The following is a 16,087-nucleotide window of genomic DNA, read 5'->3' as shown; positions in this document are numbered from 1 at the left end:
CCGGTCGGGGGGCCGTTTCCAGCTGGTACGCTGTGTGACGGTCCATTCGAGTCATCCAAGATTCCCTGTGCCGTAAATCCAGGGACGCTCATGGACCACAACCCGAAGGAGTACGCGTGTCGCTCGACGCCGCCACGAAGAAGCAGATCATGGCCGAGTTCGCCACCAAGGAGGGTGACACCGGCTCCCCCGAGGTCCAGGTCGCGCTGCTCTCCCGCCGCATCTCGGACCTGACCGAGCACCTCAAGACCCACAAGCACGACCACCACTCCCGCCGTGGTCTGCTGCTGCTGGTCGGCCAGCGCCGCCGCCTGCTGCAGTACCTGGCGAAGAAGGACATCATGCGCTTCCGCCAGCTGGTGGAGCGCCTGGGCATCCGCCGCGGCGCGGCGGGCGCCAAGTAAGACGCCACAGAGGGAGCGGTTCCCACCGGGGGCCGCTCCCTTTGCCGTACGCACCGGACAGCCGTACCGCCGCGCGGTGGACGGAACCTTTGTAGTCTGGTGCCATATCGCAAAAGCGAACGCGGTAGGAGCGCCTCCTGGCCGCCGGTCCTCGGTAGTGGCCCCCGGACGGCGCATGGTCACTCCATGCGGCACCACTCCGGGTGCTTCGATCGAAGACCGGCCCGCACCGGCGCTCCACCGAAGACGGTCCCCTGCCACACGGGCAGCGGACGCAGACGAGGAGATATTCCTGGTGGAGAACGAGACCCACTACGCCGAAGCCGTGATCGACAACGGCTCCTTCGGCACCCGCACCATCCGCTTCGAGACGGGCCGCCTGGCCAAGCAGGCCGCCGGCTCCGCCGTGGCGTACCTGGACGACGACACCATGGTGCTGTCGGCCACCACCGCTTCCAAGAACCCGAAGGACCAGCTGGACTTCTTCCCGCTGACCGTCGACGTCGAGGAGCGGATGTACGCGGCCGGGAAGATCCCCGGCTCCTTCTTCCGCCGTGAGGGCCGCCCCAGCGAGGACGCGATCCTCACCTGCCGTCTCATCGACCGGCCGCTGCGCCCGTCCTTCAAGAAGGGCCTGCGCAACGAGATCCAGATCGTCGAGACGATCATGGCGCTCAACCCCGACCACCTCTACGACGTGGTCGCCATCAACGCCGCCTCCTGCTCCACGCAGCTGGCCGGCCTGCCCTTCTCCGGCCCGATCGGCGGCACCCGCGTCGCCCTGATCAACGGCCAGTGGGTGGCGTTCCCGACCCACACCGAGCTGGAGGACGCGGTCTTCGACATGGTCGTGGCCGGCCGGGTGCTGCCCGACGGCGACGTCGCGATCATGATGGTCGAGGCCGAGGCCACCGAGAAGACCATCGAGCTCGTCAAGGGCGGCGCCGAGGCCCCGACCGAGGAGGTCGTCGCCGCCGGTCTCGAGGCCGCGAAGCCCTTCATCAAGGTCCTGTGCAAGGCCCAGTCGGACCTCGCCGCCAAGGCCGCCAAGCCGACCGGCGAGTTCCCGGTCTTCCTCGACTACCAGGACGACGTCCTGGAGGCGCTGACCGCCGCGGTCAAGACCGAGCTGTCCCAGGCGCTCACCATCGCCGGCAAGCAGGAGCGCGAGTCCGAGCTGGACCGCGTCAAGGCGCTGGCCGCCGAGAAGCTGCTCCCGGAGTTCGAGGGCCGCGAGAAGGAGATCTCCGCCGCGTACCGCTCGCTGACCAAGGCCCTGGTCCGTGAGCGCGTCATCAAGGAGAAGACGCGCATCGACGGCCGTGGCGTGACGGACATCCGTACGCTCGCCGCCGAGGTCGAGGCGATCCCGCGGGTGCACGGTTCCGCGCTGTTCGAGCGTGGCGAGACCCAGATCCTGGGCGTCACCACCCTCAACATGCTCCGCATGGAGCAGCAGCTGGACACCCTCTCCCCGGTGACCCGCAAGCGCTACATGCACAACTACAACTTCCCGCCGTACTCCACCGGTGAGACCGGTCGCGTCGGCTCCCCCAAGCGCCGCGAGATCGGCCACGGCGCGCTGGCCGAGCGGGCGCTCGTCCCGGTCCTGCCGACCCGCGAGGAGTTCCCCTACGCGATCCGCCAGGTCTCCGAGGCGCTGGGCTCCAACGGCTCGACGTCCATGGGCTCGGTCTGCGCCTCCACGATGTCGCTGATGAACGCCGGTGTGCCGCTCAAGGCCCCGGTCGCCGGCATCGCGATGGGCCTGATCTCCCAGGAGATCGACGGCGAGACGCACTACGTCACCCTCACCGACATCCTCGGTGCGGAGGACGCCTTCGGTGACATGGACTTCAAGGTCGCCGGCACCAAGCAGTTCGTCACCGCGCTCCAGCTCGACACCAAGCTCGACGGCATCCCCGCCTCGGTCCTGGCCGCCGCGCTGAAGCAGGCCCGCGACGCGCGCCTGCACATCCTCGACGTGATGAACGAGGCCATCGACGTCCCGGACGAGATGTCCCCGAACGCGCCGCGGATCATCACCGTCAAGATCCCGGTGGACAAGATCGGCGAGGTCATCGGCCCCAAGGGCAAGATGATCAACCAGATCCAGGAGGACACCGGCGCCGACATCACGATCGAGGACGACGGCACCATCTACATCGGTGCCGCCGACGGCCCGGCCGCCGAGGCCGCCCGCGCCACGATCAACGGCATCGCCAACCCGACCATGCCGGAGGTCGGCGAGCGCTACCTGGGCACCGTCGTCAAGACGACCACCTTCGGTGCGTTCGTGTCCCTGCTCCCGGGCAAGGACGGCCTGCTGCACATCTCGCAGATCCGCAAGCTGGCCGGCGGCAAGCGCGTCGAGAACGTCGAGGACGTGCTCGGCGTGGGCGCCAAGGTCCAGGTCGAGATCGCCGAGATCGACCAGCGCGGCAAGCTCTCCCTGATCCCCGTGATCGAGGACGAGGACGCCGCCAAGGACGACACGAAGGACGACGCCGCCAAGTGACGTCCCGCACGCACGCGACGACGGCCCGCACCTCCACGGAGGGGCGGGCCGTCGCCCGTACCCAAACGCTTCTGAAGGGCGCCGCGGGCGCCGGCACGGTCCGCCGCACCACCCTCCCCGGCGGGCTGCGCGTGGTCACCGAGACGCTGCCCACCGTCCGCTCCGTCACCTTCGGGATCTGGGCACACGTCGGCTCCCGCGACGAGACCCCGGCCCTGAACGGCGCCACCCACTACCTGGAGCACCTGCTCTTCAAGGGCACCCGACGGCGCTCCGCCCTGGACATCTCCGCCGCCGTCGACGCGGTCGGCGGCGAGATGAACGCCTTCACGGCGAAGGAATACACCTGCTACTACGCGCGGGTGCTCGACACCGACCTGCCGCTCGCCATAGACGTGGTGTGCGACATGCTCACCGGCTCGCTGATCGAGGCCGAGGACGTCGACGCCGAGCGCGGGGTGATCCTCGAAGAGATCGCGATGACCGAGGACGACCCGGGCGACTGCGTGCACGACCTGTTCGCGCACACCATGCTCGGCGACACCCCGCTGGGCCGCCCCGTCCTGGGCACCGTGGACACCGTCAACGCGCTCACCGCCGACCGCATCCGCCGCTTCTACAAGAAGCACTACGACCCCACCCACCTGGTCGTCACCGCGGCCGGCAACGTCGACCACGCCAAGGTGGTCCGCCTGGTGCGGCGGGCCTTCGAGCAGGCCGGCGCGCTGGACCGCACGGACGCCGCCCCGATCGCGCCGCGCGCCGGCCGCCGCGCCATCCGCACCGCCGGCCAGGTCGAACTCCTCGGTCGCAAGACCGAGCAGGCGCACGTCGTCCTCGGCATGCCCGGGATGTCCCGCAACGACGACCGGCGCTGGGCGATGGGCGTGCTGAACACCGCCCTGGGCGGCGGGATGAGCTCCCGCCTGTTCCAGGAGGTCCGGGAGAAGCGCGGTCTGGCGTACAGCGTGTACTCCTTCACCTCGGGCTTCGCCGACTGCGGACTCTTCGGCGTCTACGCCGGCTGCCGGCCCAACCAGGTGCACGACGTCCTCAAGATCTGCCGCGACGAACTCGACACGGTGGCGACCGAGGGCCTCACCGACGACGAGATCCGCCGCGCCATCGGCCAGCTGCGGGGCTCCACGGTCCTCGGGCTGGAGGACACCGGGGCGCTGATGCACCGGCTCGGCAAGAGCGAGCTGTGCTGGGGCGAGCACATGTCCGTCGACGAGGTGCTGTCGCGGATATCGGCGGTGACCCCGGACGAGGTCCGCGCGGTGGCCCGTGATGTCCTGGGCGCACGCCCCTCGCTGTCCGTCATCGGCCCCCTGAAGGACCGGCAGGCGGCCCGCCTGGAGGACGCCGTCGCCTAGGCGACGGCGTTGGCGTGCCGCCCCACCACGAGAGAGAGCGGAAAACGATGAGCAAGCTGCGCGTGGCCGTCCTGGGAGCCAAGGGCCGTATCGGCTCCGAGGCCGTCCGGGCCGTCGAGGCCGCCGACGACCTGGAGCTGGTCGCGGCCCTCGGCCGCGGCGACAAGCTGGAGACGCTGGTGGAGACCGGCGCCCAGGTCGTGGTGGAACTCACCACCCCCGACGCGGTGATGGACAACCTCGACTTCTGTCTGCGGCACGGCATCCACGGTGTGGTCGGCACGACCGGCTGGACCGACGAGCGCCTCGCGCAGCTGCGCACCTGGCTCGACGCCGCCCCCGGCGCGGGCGTGCTGATCGCCCCGAACTTCTCGATCGGCGCCGTGCTCACCATGCGCTTCGCGCAGCAGGCGGCCCGGTTCTTCGAGTCCACCGAGATCATCGAGCTGCACCACCCCAACAAGGCGGACGCGCCCTCCGGCACCGCCGCCCGCACCGCCCAGCTGATCGCCGAGGCCCGCGCGGAGGCCGGCTGCCCGCCCCAGCCGGACGCCACCCGGACCGCCCTGGACGGTGCCCGCGGCGCGGACGTGGACGGCATCCCGGTGCACTCGGTGCGGCTGCGCGGTCTGCTGGCACACCAGGAGGTGCTGCTCGGCGGCGTGGGGGAGACCCTCACCATCCGCCACGACTCGCTGCACCACAGCAGCTTCATGCCGGGCATCCTGCTCGGCGTGCGGCGCGTGGTGGACACCCCGGGCCTGACGGTGGGCCTGGAGAACTTCCTCGATCTGGGCTGACGGCAATGGGTGGAAAGATCACGTACATCTTCCTCGCCACCGTGCTGGTGCTGGTCTTCGGCGTGGTGGCCATGGAGGGCGTACTGCTCCTGATGACCGGGGAGCCGGCGGCGATGGGCATGGGCGCGGTGGCCTTCGTACTGCCGTGCCTGGGCGGCTGGTTCCTGTGGGCCAACACCCGCTTCGCCCGCGACGCGAACCGGCTGGCCCGCGAGCTGGAGGCGGAGGGCGGCCTGCCGCTCGACGACATCGCGCGCACCCCCGGCGGCCGGATCGACCGGGACGCGGCCGACGCGGTCTTCGCCCGGCGGCGGGCCGAGACCGAGGAGGCGCCCGGCGACTGGCGCACCTGGTTCCGGCTCGCCGTCGCCTATCGGGACGCCCGGGACACCCCGCGGGCCCGCAAGGCCATGCAGCGCGCCATCGCCCTGCACGACGGCAGGCCGGTCCCCGGCGACCCCGAGCCCGCCCGGACCGCCTGAGCCCCGCACACGACGACCGCCCGGGTCCGTACGGAACAGCCGTATGGACCCGGGCGGTCGTCGTGTTCAGCGCGCGCGGTACTCCGCCGCCCACGCCTCCAGCACATCGGCGGCCCGCTCGAACGTCCTCGGGCGGCCCAGGAAGTCCGCGTTGTGATCCGTCAGCAGGGTCCGCAGCGGCTCCCTGCCCACCCGCTCGACGTGCAGGGCCTGGCCCTGCACCGTCCGCGGCCAGCCCAGCCAGCGCACCGGCTGCTGGACCGTGCGGACCACGGCGACCGCGGACCACGGCAGGGTCGTGGTGCGCAGCAGCTGCACCTGGCGCAGCCCCTGGGCGCTGACCCAGATCCCCACCCGCACCAGCCGCAGTGCCAGCGCGATCACCACCAGCCCCACCGCCGCGCAGACCGCCGCCCCGGCCGGCGACCCGGCCAGCGCGATGATCAGCGCGGAGAACAGGACGAACGAGGCGAGCAGCAAAAACACCGCCGCCGTCCCCACACGCCACGGTCCGGGGCGGTAGGGACGGCGCCAGTGGTCGGGGCCGTGAGACGGCGGGGGGACGGGATCCGCACGGCCGTCGGCCTGGAGGGCGCGGTCGGCCGTCAGGAAGGGCAGGGGCACGGCTGGGTCCTCACTCAGGGCTGGTCAGCACGGATGTCATGCCGACGGAAGCTGTGAGCGGTGAGGCTATCGGGACTGGCGGAGCGGAACCACCCGGGCGGAACCCCGGTGGCCCGCTCCACCGCCGGCTCAGCGGTGCGCTGCCTCGGACTGGTGCACCCCGGTCGAACCGGAGGTGTCCTGCTGGAGGGCCGGCAGGCCGAACAGCAGGGCGCCCGTCAGACCACCCACCACGGTGAGGGTGATCAGGGACTGGCCGACGAGCTGCGCACGCGACGGGCGCGGGCGCGGCGGGGGAGTGATATTGCTGCGGAACCGGTCTGCCTCGGCAACGAAGGCGAACGGGACGGGCTCTCGCCGGCGGAACATGAGGGGGCTCTCCTTGGAACCTCGAAGTGGGCACTGTCACAGGGAAAGACGACTGAGGCGTCCTTTTGGTGCCCGTTTTCCGTTACTTCTGTGAAAAATATCAACCGCCGCCCGTCGACTCGCAGGCGGGGCCTCCTTTTTCCGTTTTGTTACGGATTCATCGCTAACGCGGCATCAGCTACCGTTCCTCGGCCTGTCGGTGGCGGGCCGTAGGCTGGACGCGCACGAGGATCGATTGGAAGGAACCGCCGGTGTCCCACACCCCCGAGAGCGCCGAAAGCGCACCCGTCAGCTTCCGCAGCGAGGTGACGGTCGAGCTGGTCAAGCACAGCGCGGCGGACAGCGACGTGCTGTGGGCGGCCCGGGTCTCGACGGCGGGTGAGCAGTCCCTGGAGGAGCTGCAGAAGGACCCCGAGCGCTCCAAGGGCCTGATCAACTACCTGATGCGGGACCGGCACGGCAGCCCGTTCGAGCACAACTCCATGACGTTCTTCATCAGCGCCCCGATCTTCGTCTTCCGTGAGTTCATGCGGCACCGCGTCGGCTGGTCGTACAACGAGGAGTCCGGTCGCTACCGCCAGCTGGAACCGGTCTTCTACGTCCCCGGTGAGTCCCGCAAGCTCGTCCAGCAGGGCCGCCCCGGCAAGTACGAGTTCGTCGAGGGCACCCCCGCGCAGCACGAACTCACCGGCCGCGCCATGGAGGACTCCTACCGCCAGGCGTACGACGCCTACCAGGAGATGCTCGCCGCCGGTGTGGCCCGCGAGGTCGCCCGCGCGGTGCTCCCCGTCGGCCTCTACTCCTCGATGTACGCCACCTGCAACGCCCGCTCCCTGATGCACTTCCTCGGTCTGCGGACGCAGCACGAGCAGGCGAAGGTCCCCTCGTTCCCGCAGCGCGAGATCGAGATGGTCGGCGAGCGGATGGAGGCCCACTGGGCCAAGCTCATGCCCCTCACCTACGCCGCCTTCAACGCGAACGGTCGTATCGCTCCGTAACGCTTCGCGCGCGCACGGCGCCGTACATTTCCGGGCCGGTGAGCGGGATGCCCTGTCGCCGAAATACTCGTCCGAAGTGTCCGGATTGCGGCGCTTTGAGAAGTTCATTTACGCTGAACAAACGGACCCGGCACTGCTTGAACCCCCGAGCAGGCAGTGCCGGAGTCCACATCCCTGCTCCCCACCGGCACACCCCGCGGCGCCCTACGAGTAGCGTGGGACCCATGGCTCCGACTTCCACACCGCAGACCCCCTTCGGGCGGGTGCTGACCGCCATGGTCACGCCGTTCACGGCGGATGGCGCTCTCGATCTTGACGGCGCGCAGCGGCTCGCCGCACATCTGGTGGACGCCGGCAACGACGGTCTTGTCGTCAACGGCACCACTGGAGAGTCCCCGACCACCAGCGATGCGGAGAAAGCCCAGCTGGTCCGCGCCGTGGTCGAAGCCGTCGGCGACCGTGCCTTCGTCGTCGCCGGAGCCGGTACCAACGACACCCGGCACAGCCTTGAGCTGGCCCGCGCCGCGCAGGACGCCGGCGCGCACGGCCTGCTCGCGGTCACGCCGTACTACAGCAAGCCCCCGCAGGAGGGCCTGCTGCGACACTTCACCGCCATCGCGGACGCCACCGACCTGCCCGTGATGCTCTACGACATCCCCGGCCGCAGCGGCGTCCCGATCAACACCGAGACCATGGTCCGGCTCGCCGAGCACCCCCGGATCGTCGCCAACAAGGACGCCAAGGGCGACCTCGGCCGCGCCAGCTGGGCCATCGCCCGCTCCGGCCTCGCCTGGTACAGCGGCGACGACATGCTCAACCTCCCGCTGCTCTCGGTCGGCGCGGTCGGCTTCGTCTCGGTCGTGGGCCACGTCGTCACCCCGGAGCTGCGCGCCCTCCTCGACGCCCACCTCACCGGTGACGTCACCAAGGCGACGGAGATCCACCAGAAGCTGCTCCCCGTGTTCACCGGCATGTTCCGCACCCAGGGCGTGATCACGACCAAGGCCGCCCTCGACCTGCAGGGCCTGCCCGCGGGTCCGCTGCGACTGCCCCTGGTGGAGCTCTCCCCCGAGGAGACCGAGCAGCTCAAGCGCGATCTCGCCGCCGGCGGGGTACAGCTTTAGAACACAGACTTCATAACTGCATACGGAACAACAACCGCCACATAGCAAGTGCACGAATGTCATGCGCGCCACGTGCCTCGACGGCAGCGTGGCGCGCATGGTGAGGAGAGTCTTTTGAGTCATCCGCACCCTGAGCTCGGCGCTCCGCCGAAGCTTCCCGAAGGTGGCCTGCGCGTCACCCCGCTCGGCGGCCTGGGCGAGATCGGCCGCAACATGACGGTCTTCGAATACGGCGGCCGGCTGCTGATCGTCGACTGCGGAGTGCTCTTCCCCGAGGAGGAGCAGCCTGGAATCGACCTGATCCTGCCCGACTTCACGTCCGTCAGGGACCGCCTCGACGACATCGACGGCATCGTGCTCACGCACGGCCACGAGGACCACATCGGCGGTGTCCCCTACCTCCTCCGGGAGAAGCCGGACATCCCGCTGATCGGCTCCAAGCTGACCCTGGCCCTCATCGAGGCCAAGCTCCAGGAGCACCGGATCCGCCCCTACACGCTGGAGGTCGCCGAGGGCGACCGCGAGCGCCTGGGCCCCTTCGAGTGCCAGTTCGTCGCCGTCAACCACTCCATCCCCGACGCGCTCGCGGTCGCCATTCGCACCCCCGCGGGCATGGTCGTCCACACCGGCGACTTCAAGATGGACCAGCTCCCGCTGGACCGTCGGCTGACCGACCTCCCGGCCTTCGCCAAGCTCGGCGAGGAGGGCATCGACCTCCTCCTCTCCGACTCCACGAACGCCGAGGTCCCCGGCTTCGTCCCGCCGGAGCGCGACATCTCCAACGTGCTGCGCCAGGTGTTCGCCAGCGCGCAGAAGCGCATCATCGTCGCCAGCTTCGCCAGCCATGTGCACCGCATCCAGCAGATCCTCGACGCGGCGCACGAGTACGGCCGTCGGGTCGCCTTCGTCGGCCGTTCCATGGTCCGCAACATGGGCATCGCCCGCGAACTGGGCTACCTGAACGTTCCCGCGGGCCTGGTCGTCGACGTCAAGACCCTCGACGACCTGCCGGACGACGAAGTGGTGCTGGTCTGCACAGGCTCCCAGGGCGAGCCGATGGCCGCCCTCTCCCGGATGGCCAACCGCGACCACCAGATCCGCATCGTCCAGGGCGACACGGTCATCCTGGCCTCGTCGCTCATCCCCGGTAACGAGAACGCGGTCTACCGCGTGATCAACGGCCTCAGCCGTTGGGGCGCCCACGTGGTCCACAAGGGCAACGCCAAGGTCCACGTCTCGGGCCACGCCTCGGCCGGCGAGCTGCTGTACTTCTACAACATCTGCAAGCCGAAGAACCTCATGCCGGTCCACGGTGAATGGCGCCACCTCCGTGCCAACGCCGAACTGGGCGCGCTGACGGGCATCCCCAAGGACCGCATCGTCATCGCGGAGGACGGCGTCGTCGTCGACCTGGTCAACGGCATCGCCAAGATCGCCGGCAAGGTCCAGGCCGGCTACGTCTACGTCGACGGCCTCTCGGTCGGCGATGTCACCGAGGCGCACCTCAAGGACCGCCGCATCCTGGGCGACGAGGGCATCATCTCGGTCTTCGTGGTCGTGGACAGCAGCACCGGCAAGACCGTCGGCGGCCCCAACGTCCACGCCCGTGGCTCGGGCATCGACGACAAGGACTTCAGCGCCGTCGTCCCCAAGATCGACGAGGCACTGGCGAAGGCGGCCCAGGACGGCATCGCCGAGCCCCACCAGCTCCAGCAGCTGATCCGCCGCGCGGTCGGCAAGTGGGTGTCGGACAACTACCGTCGCCGCCCGATGATCCTCCCCGTGGTCGTCGAGGTCTGACGGACCGTCCGTACGAAGGTCCTCAAGTAGGAGCGGGGCGCCTGGATTTGCATCCAGGCGCCCCGCTCCAGTACGTTTACGGCTCCGCCAGAACGGGAAGCGCCGCACGCTACGCGTACGGACTGTTCCCCACGGACCGCGGAATTCCGACCCAGAGCAATCTGATAAAGTCGGGATCAGCCGAAAGGCAAAACCCTCCGACGAAAATCGGAACCGAATTCGAAGCCGGTAGCGCCCCTCGGGAAGCGGCTCGGAAACGAAAAAGGATCTGATAAAGTCGGAACCGCGAGGAAGCCGAAAGGTCGAATCGCACCGGCGAAAATCGGAGCCGAAAGGATCTGATAGAGTCGGAGACGCAAGACCGAAGGGAAGCGCCCGGAGGAAGCCCGAGAGGGTGGCCGAAGGAAGCGTCCGTTCCTTGAGAACTCAACAGCGTGCCAAAAGTCAACGCCAGATATGTTGATACCCCGTCTCCATCATGGAGATGAGGTTCCTTTGAAAAGTCCTTCCAATAGCTTTGGGAGGCACACAGCGAGGACGCTGTGAACCGCGAGGATTATTCCTTCTCGTGGTTCCGCTCAACGCGAGTGTTGATACCGGCAGTTTTTCATTAAACGCAGTCCGGAAAGCATTCACGGAGAGTTTGATCCTGGCTCAGGACGAACGCTGGCGGCGTGCTTAACACATGCAAGTCGAACGATGAACCGGCTTCGGTCGGGGATTAGTGGCGAACGGGTGAGTAACACGTGGGCAATCTGCCCTTCACTCTGGGACAAGCCCTGGAAACGGGGTCTAATACCGGATATGACACGGGGTCGCATGATCTCCGTGTGGAAAGCTCCGGCGGTGAAGGATGAGCCCGCGGCCTATCAGCTTGTTGGTGAGGTAATGGCTCACCAAGGCGACGACGGGTAGCCGGCCTGAGAGGGCGACCGGCCACACTGGGACTGAGACACGGCCCAGACTCCTACGGGAGGCAGCAGTGGGGAATATTGCACAATGGGCGAAAGCCTGATGCAGCGACGCCGCGTGAGGGATGACGGCCTTCGGGTTGTAAACCTCTTTCAGCAGGGAAGAAGCGAGAGTGACGGTACCTGCAGAAGAAGCGCCGGCTAACTACGTGCCAGCAGCCGCGGTAATACGTAGGGCGCGAGCGTTGTCCGGAATTATTGGGCGTAAAGAGCTCGTAGGCGGCTTGTCGCGTCGGATGTGAAAGCCCGGGGCTTAACCCCGGGTCTGCATTCGATACGGGCAGGCTAGAGTTCGGTAGGGGAGATCGGAATTCCTGGTGTAGCGGTGAAATGCGCAGATATCAGGAGGAACACCGGTGGCGAAGGCGGATCTCTGGGCCGATACTGACGCTGAGGAGCGAAAGCGTGGGGAGCGAACAGGATTAGATACCCTGGTAGTCCACGCCGTAAACGTTGGGAACTAGGTGTGGGCGACATTCCACGTCGTCCGTGCCGCAGCTAACGCATTAAGTTCCCCGCCTGGGGAGTACGGCCGCAAGGCTAAAACTCAAAGGAATTGACGGGGGCCCGCACAAGCAGCGGAGCATGTGGCTTAATTCGACGCAACGCGAAGAACCTTACCAAGGCTTGACATACACCGGAAAGCATTAGAGATAGTGCCCCCCTTGTGGTCGGTGTACAGGTGGTGCATGGCTGTCGTCAGCTCGTGTCGTGAGATGTTGGGTTAAGTCCCGCAACGAGCGCAACCCTTGTTCTGTGTTGCCAGCATGCCTTTCGGGGTGATGGGGACTCACAGGAGACTGCCGGGGTCAACTCGGAGGAAGGTGGGGACGACGTCAAGTCATCATGCCCCTTATGTCTTGGGCTGCACACGTGCTACAATGGCCGGTACAATGAGCTGCGATACCGCGAGGTGGAGCGAATCTCAAAAAGCCGGTCTCAGTTCGGATTGGGGTCTGCAACTCGACCCCATGAAGTCGGAGTTGCTAGTAATCGCAGATCAGCATTGCTGCGGTGAATACGTTCCCGGGCCTTGTACACACCGCCCGTCACGTCACGAAAGTCGGTAACACCCGAAGCCGGTGGCCCAACCCCTTGTGGGAGGGAATCGTCGAAGGTGGGACTGGCGATTGGGACGAAGTCGTAACAAGGTAGCCGTACCGGAAGGTGCGGCTGGATCACCTCCTTTCTAAGGAGCACTTCTTACCGAGCTTTGCTTGGTCAGAGGCCAGTACATCAGCGAGTGTCTGATGCTGGTTGCTCATGGGTGGAACGTTGACTACTCGGCGCGATTGGTGTGAGGACTGTTAGTACTGCTTCGGCGTGGAACGCAGGGTCTCATCTGGTCGGGTCGGGCACGCTGTTGGGTATCTGAGGGTACGGACTACGGTCTGAACCTTCGCGATGCCGGCCCCAGTGAACTCAGCCTTAGGGTTGGGGTGGTGGGTGGCTGGTCGTTGTTTGAGAACTGCACAGTGGACGCGAGCATCTGTGGCCAAGTTTTTAAGGGCGCACGGTGGATGCCTTGGCACCAGGAACCGATGAAGGACGTGGGAGGCCGCGATAGGCCCCGGGGAGCTGTCAACCGAGCTTTGATCCGGGGGTGTCCGAATGGGGAAACCCGGCAGTCGTCATGGGCTGTCACCCGCTGCTGAACACATAGGCAGTGTGGAGGGAACGCGGGGAAGTGAAACATCTCAGTACCCGCAGGAAGAGAAAACAACCGTGATTCCGGGAGTAGTGGCGAGCGAAACTGGATGAGGCTAAACCAGTCACGTGTGATACCCGGCAGGGGTTGCGTGGTTGGGGTTGTGGGAGCTTTCTTGATCGGTCTGCCGGCCGGTCGGTGAGTCAGAAACCGTTGATATAGGCGAAGGACATGCGAAAGGTCCGGCGTAGAGGGTAAGACCCCCGTAGCTGAAATGTCAGCGGCTTGCTTGAGAGCCACCCAAGTAGCACGGGGCCCGAGAAATCCCGTGTGAATCTGGCGGGACCACCCGTTAAGCCTAAATATTCCCTGGTGACCGATAGCGGATAGTACCGTGAGGGAATGGTGAAAAGTACCGCGGGAGCGGAGTGAAATAGTACCTGAAACCGTGTGCCTACAAGCCGTGGGAGCGTCGCCATGCAGCTTGCTGTGTGGTCGTGACTGCGTGCCTTTTGAAGAATGAGCCTGCGAGTTTGCGGTATGTTGCGAGGTTAACCCGTGTGGGGAAGCCGTAGCGAAAGCGAGTCCGAATAGGGCGTTGGAGTAGCATGCTCAAGACCCGAAGCGGAGTGATCTAGCCATGGGCAGGTTGAAGCGGAGGTAAGACTTCGTGGAGGACCGAACCCACCAGGGTTGAAAACCTGGGGGATGACCTGTGGTTAGGGGTGAAAGGCCAATCAAACTCCGTGATAGCTGGTTCTCCCCGAAATGCATTTAGGTGCAGCGTCGTGTGTTTCTTGCCGGAGGTAGAGCACTGGATAGGCGATGGGCCCTACCGGGTTACTGACCTTAGCCAAACTCCGAATGCCGGTAAGTGAGAGCGCGGCAGTGAGACTGTGGGGGATAAGCTCCATGGTCGAGAGGGAAACAGCCCAGAGCATCGACTAAGGCCCCTAAGCGTGTGCTAAGTGGGAAAGGATGTGGAGTCGCAGAGACAACCAGGAGGTTGGCTTAGAAGCAGCCACCCTTGAAAGAGTGCGTAATAGCTCACTGGTCAAGTGATTCCGCGCCGACAATGTAGCGGGGCTCAAGTACACCGCCGAAGTCGTGTCATTGCGATATTACTCCTAACGGGGATCGTGATGGGTAGGGGAGCGTCGTGTGCCGGGTGAAGCAGCCGTGGAAACGAGTTGTGGACGGTTCACGAGTGAGAATGCAGGCATGAGTAGCGATACAAGAGTGGGAAACTCTTGCGCCGATTGACTAAGGGTTCCTGGGTCAAGCTGATCTGCCCAGGGTAAGTCGGGACCTAAGGCGAGGCCGACAGGCGTAGTCGATGGACAACCGGTTGATATTCCGGTACCCGCTTTGAAGCGCCCAATACTGAATCAGGCGATGCTAAGTCCGTGAAGCCGCCCTGATCTCTTCGGAGTTGAGGGGAGTGGTGGAGCCGACGGACCAGACTTGTAGTAGGTAAGCGATGGGGTGACGCAGGAAGGTAGTCCAGCCCGGGCGGTGGTTGTCCCGGGGTAAGGGTGTAGGCCGTGTGGTAGGTAAATCCGTCACGCGTTAAGGCTGAGACCTGATGCCGAGCCGATTGTGGTGAAGTGGATGATCCTATGCTGTCGAGAAAAGCCTCTAGTGAGTTTCAAGGCGGCCCGTACCCTAAACCGACTCAGGTGGTCAGGTAGAGAATACCGAGGCGTTCGGGTGAACTATGGTTAAGGAACTCGGCAAAATGCCCCCGTAACTTCGGGAGAAGGGGGGCCATTTCTGGTGATCCGTTTTACACGGTGAGCTGGGGGTGGCCGCAGAGACCAGCGAGAAGCGACTGTTTACTAAAAACACAGGTCCGTGCGAAGCCGTAAGGCGATGTATACGGACTGACGCCTGCCCGGTGCTGGAACGTTAAGGGGACCGGTTAGCTCCATTTCGGTGGGGCGAAGCTGAGAACTTAAGCGCCAGTAAACGGCGGTGGTAACTATAACCATCCTAAGGTAGCGAAATTCCTTGTCGGGTAAGTTCCGACCTGCACGAATGGCGTAACGACTTCTCGACTGTCTCAACCATAGGCCCGGTGAAATTGCATTACGAGTAAAGATGCTCGTTTCGCGCAGCAGGACGGAAAGACCCCGGGACCTTTACTATAGCTTGATATTGGTGTTCGGTTCGGCTTGTGTAGGATAGGTGGGAGACTTTGAAGCGCCAACGCCAGTTGGTGTGGAGTCGCTGTTGAAATACCACTCTGGTCGTGCTGGATGTCTAACCTGGGTCCGTGATCCGGATCAGGGACAGTGTCTGGTGGGTAGTTTAACTGGGGCGGTTGCCTCCTAAAGGGTAACGGAGGCGCCCAAAGGTTCCCTCAGCCTGGTTGGTAATCAGGTGTTGAGTGTAAGTGCACAAGGGAGCTTGACTGTGAGACTGACGGGTCGAGCAGGTACGAAAGTAGGGACTAGTGATCCGGCGGTGGCTTGTGGAAGCGCCGTCGCTCAACGGATAAAAGGTACCCCGGGGATAACAGGCTGATCTTCCCCAAGAGTCCATATCGACGGGATGGTTTGGCACCTCGATGTCGGCTCGTCGCATCCTGGGGCTGGAGTCGGTCCCAAGGGTTGGGCTGTTCGCCCATTAAAGCGGTACGCGAGCTGGGTTTAGAACGTCGTGAGACAGTTCGGTCCCTATCCGCTGCGCGCGTAGGAGTCTTGAGAAGGGCTGTCCCTAGTACGAGAGGACCGGGACGGACGGACCTCTGGTGTGCCAGTTGTTCTGCCAAGGGCATGGCTGGTTGGCTACGTTCGGAAAGGATAACCGCTGAAAGCATCTAAGCGGGAAGCCTGCTTCGAGATGAGGGCTCCCACCCACTTGATGGGGTAAGGCTCCCAGTAGATGACTGGGTTGATAGGCCAGATATGGAAGCGCCGTAAGGTGTGGAGTTGACTGGTACTAATAGGCCGAGGGCTTGTCCTCAGTTGC

General features: G+C 65.5%; 10 protein-coding genes and 2 rRNA genes. 10 read left to right on the top strand and 2 right to left on the bottom strand.

Features of this window, described 5'->3' with window-relative positions; genetic code table 11:
• The first annotated feature begins 116 nt into the window (after nucleotides 1-116).
• The 5 genes from rpsO to SNOUR_RS12410 all read left to right on the top strand — a co-directional run bounded on the left by rpsO (nucleotide 117) and on the right by SNOUR_RS12410 (nucleotide 5,580).
• Nucleotides 117-404: a 30S ribosomal protein S15 gene (rpsO, locus tag SNOUR_RS12430; RefSeq protein ID WP_039632228.1), complete on the top strand. Its 288-nt coding sequence runs from the start codon at nucleotides 117-119 to the stop codon at nucleotides 402-404.
• A 295-nt stretch (nucleotides 405-699) separates the two neighbouring features.
• On the top strand, nucleotides 700-2,922 hold the full coding sequence (locus SNOUR_RS12425; RefSeq protein WP_067346484.1) for a polyribonucleotide nucleotidyltransferase: 2,223 nt from the start codon (nucleotides 700-702) through the stop codon (nucleotides 2,920-2,922).
• Nucleotides 2,919-4,298, top strand: coding sequence for a M16 family metallopeptidase (locus SNOUR_RS12420; protein ID WP_067346482.1), 1,380 nt, complete (start codon nucleotides 2,919-2,921; stop codon nucleotides 4,296-4,298). The genes SNOUR_RS12425 and SNOUR_RS12420 overlap by 4 nt, the downstream gene beginning before the upstream one ends.
• Before the next feature lie 47 nt (nucleotides 4,299-4,345).
• On the top strand, nucleotides 4,346-5,098 hold the full coding sequence (dapB, locus tag SNOUR_RS12415; protein WP_067346481.1) for a 4-hydroxy-tetrahydrodipicolinate reductase: 753 nt from the start codon (nucleotides 4,346-4,348) through the stop codon (nucleotides 5,096-5,098).
• Between the two features lie 5 nt (nucleotides 5,099-5,103).
• Complete coding sequence (locus SNOUR_RS12410; protein WP_067346479.1) at nucleotides 5,104-5,580, top strand: tetratricopeptide repeat protein; 477 nt, start codon at nucleotides 5,104-5,106, stop codon at nucleotides 5,578-5,580.
• Nucleotides 5,581-5,646: 66 nt separating this feature from the next.
• On the opposite strand, the gene SNOUR_RS12405 is transcribed toward SNOUR_RS12410, so the two are convergent.
• Together SNOUR_RS12405 and SNOUR_RS12400 are read right to left on the bottom strand one after the other, a co-directional pair.
• Nucleotides 5,647-6,204, bottom strand: coding sequence for an SCO5741 family PH domain-containing membrane protein (locus SNOUR_RS12405; RefSeq protein WP_067346475.1), 558 nt, complete (start codon nucleotides 6,202-6,204; stop codon nucleotides 5,647-5,649).
• 129 nt (nucleotides 6,205-6,333) lie between these two features.
• Nucleotides 6,334-6,573 (bottom strand): hypothetical protein, encoded by a 240-nt coding sequence (locus SNOUR_RS12400; RefSeq protein ID WP_039632216.1) that lies wholly within the window; start codon nucleotides 6,571-6,573, stop codon nucleotides 6,334-6,336.
• Nucleotides 6,574-6,824: 251 nt separating this feature from the next.
• On the opposite strand from SNOUR_RS12400, the gene thyX reads away from it, so the two are divergent.
• The 5 genes from thyX to SNOUR_RS12375 all read left to right on the top strand — a co-directional run bounded on the left by thyX (nucleotide 6,825) and on the right by SNOUR_RS12375 (nucleotide 16,081).
• Complete coding sequence (gene thyX / locus SNOUR_RS12395; RefSeq protein ID WP_067346468.1) at nucleotides 6,825-7,571, top strand: FAD-dependent thymidylate synthase; 747 nt, start codon at nucleotides 6,825-6,827, stop codon at nucleotides 7,569-7,571.
• Between the two features lie 224 nt (nucleotides 7,572-7,795).
• Nucleotides 7,796-8,695: a 4-hydroxy-tetrahydrodipicolinate synthase gene (dapA, locus tag SNOUR_RS12390; protein WP_039632212.1), complete on the top strand. Its 900-nt coding sequence runs from the start codon at nucleotides 7,796-7,798 to the stop codon at nucleotides 8,693-8,695.
• A gap of 114 nt (nucleotides 8,696-8,809) precedes the next feature.
• Nucleotides 8,810-10,495 carry a ribonuclease J gene (locus tag SNOUR_RS12385; protein WP_067346463.1) on the top strand — a complete coding sequence of 562 codons (1,686 nt, stop codon included), beginning with the start codon at nucleotides 8,810-8,812 and terminating at the stop codon, nucleotides 10,493-10,495.
• A gap of 631 nt (nucleotides 10,496-11,126) precedes the next feature.
• Nucleotides 11,127-12,655, top strand: a 16S ribosomal RNA gene (locus SNOUR_RS12380).
• Between the two features lie 304 nt (nucleotides 12,656-12,959).
• A 23S ribosomal RNA gene (locus SNOUR_RS12375) occupies nucleotides 12,960-16,081 on the top strand.
• The 16S and 23S rRNA genes sit together here, the layout of an rRNA operon.
• Nucleotides 16,082-16,087: the final 6 nt, after the last annotated feature.

This window comes from Streptomyces noursei ATCC 11455, assembly GCF_001704275.1.
GTDB classification, from domain to species: Bacteria; Actinomycetota; Actinomycetes; order Streptomycetales; family Streptomycetaceae; genus Streptomyces; species Streptomyces noursei.
Note: the sequence above shows the minus strand (reverse complement) of the source record. Positions and strands in the feature narration are given on the sequence as shown.

Bases quoted from the DNA above. Each gene is read 5' to 3' on its own strand.
- dapB (WP_067346481.1), top strand. From the start codon at position 4,346: ATGAGCAAGCTGCGCGTGGCCGTCCTGGGAGCCAAGGGCCGTATCGGC.
- SNOUR_RS12410 (WP_067346479.1), top strand. From the start codon at position 5,104: ATGGGTGGAAAGATCACGTACATCTTCCTCGCCACCGTGCTGGTGCTG.
- SNOUR_RS12400 (WP_039632216.1), bottom strand. From the start codon at position 6,573: ATGTTCCGCCGGCGAGAGCCCGTCCCGTTCGCCTTCGTTGCCGAGGCA.
- dapA (WP_039632212.1), top strand. From the start codon at position 7,796: ATGGCTCCGACTTCCACACCGCAGACCCCCTTCGGGCGGGTGCTGACC.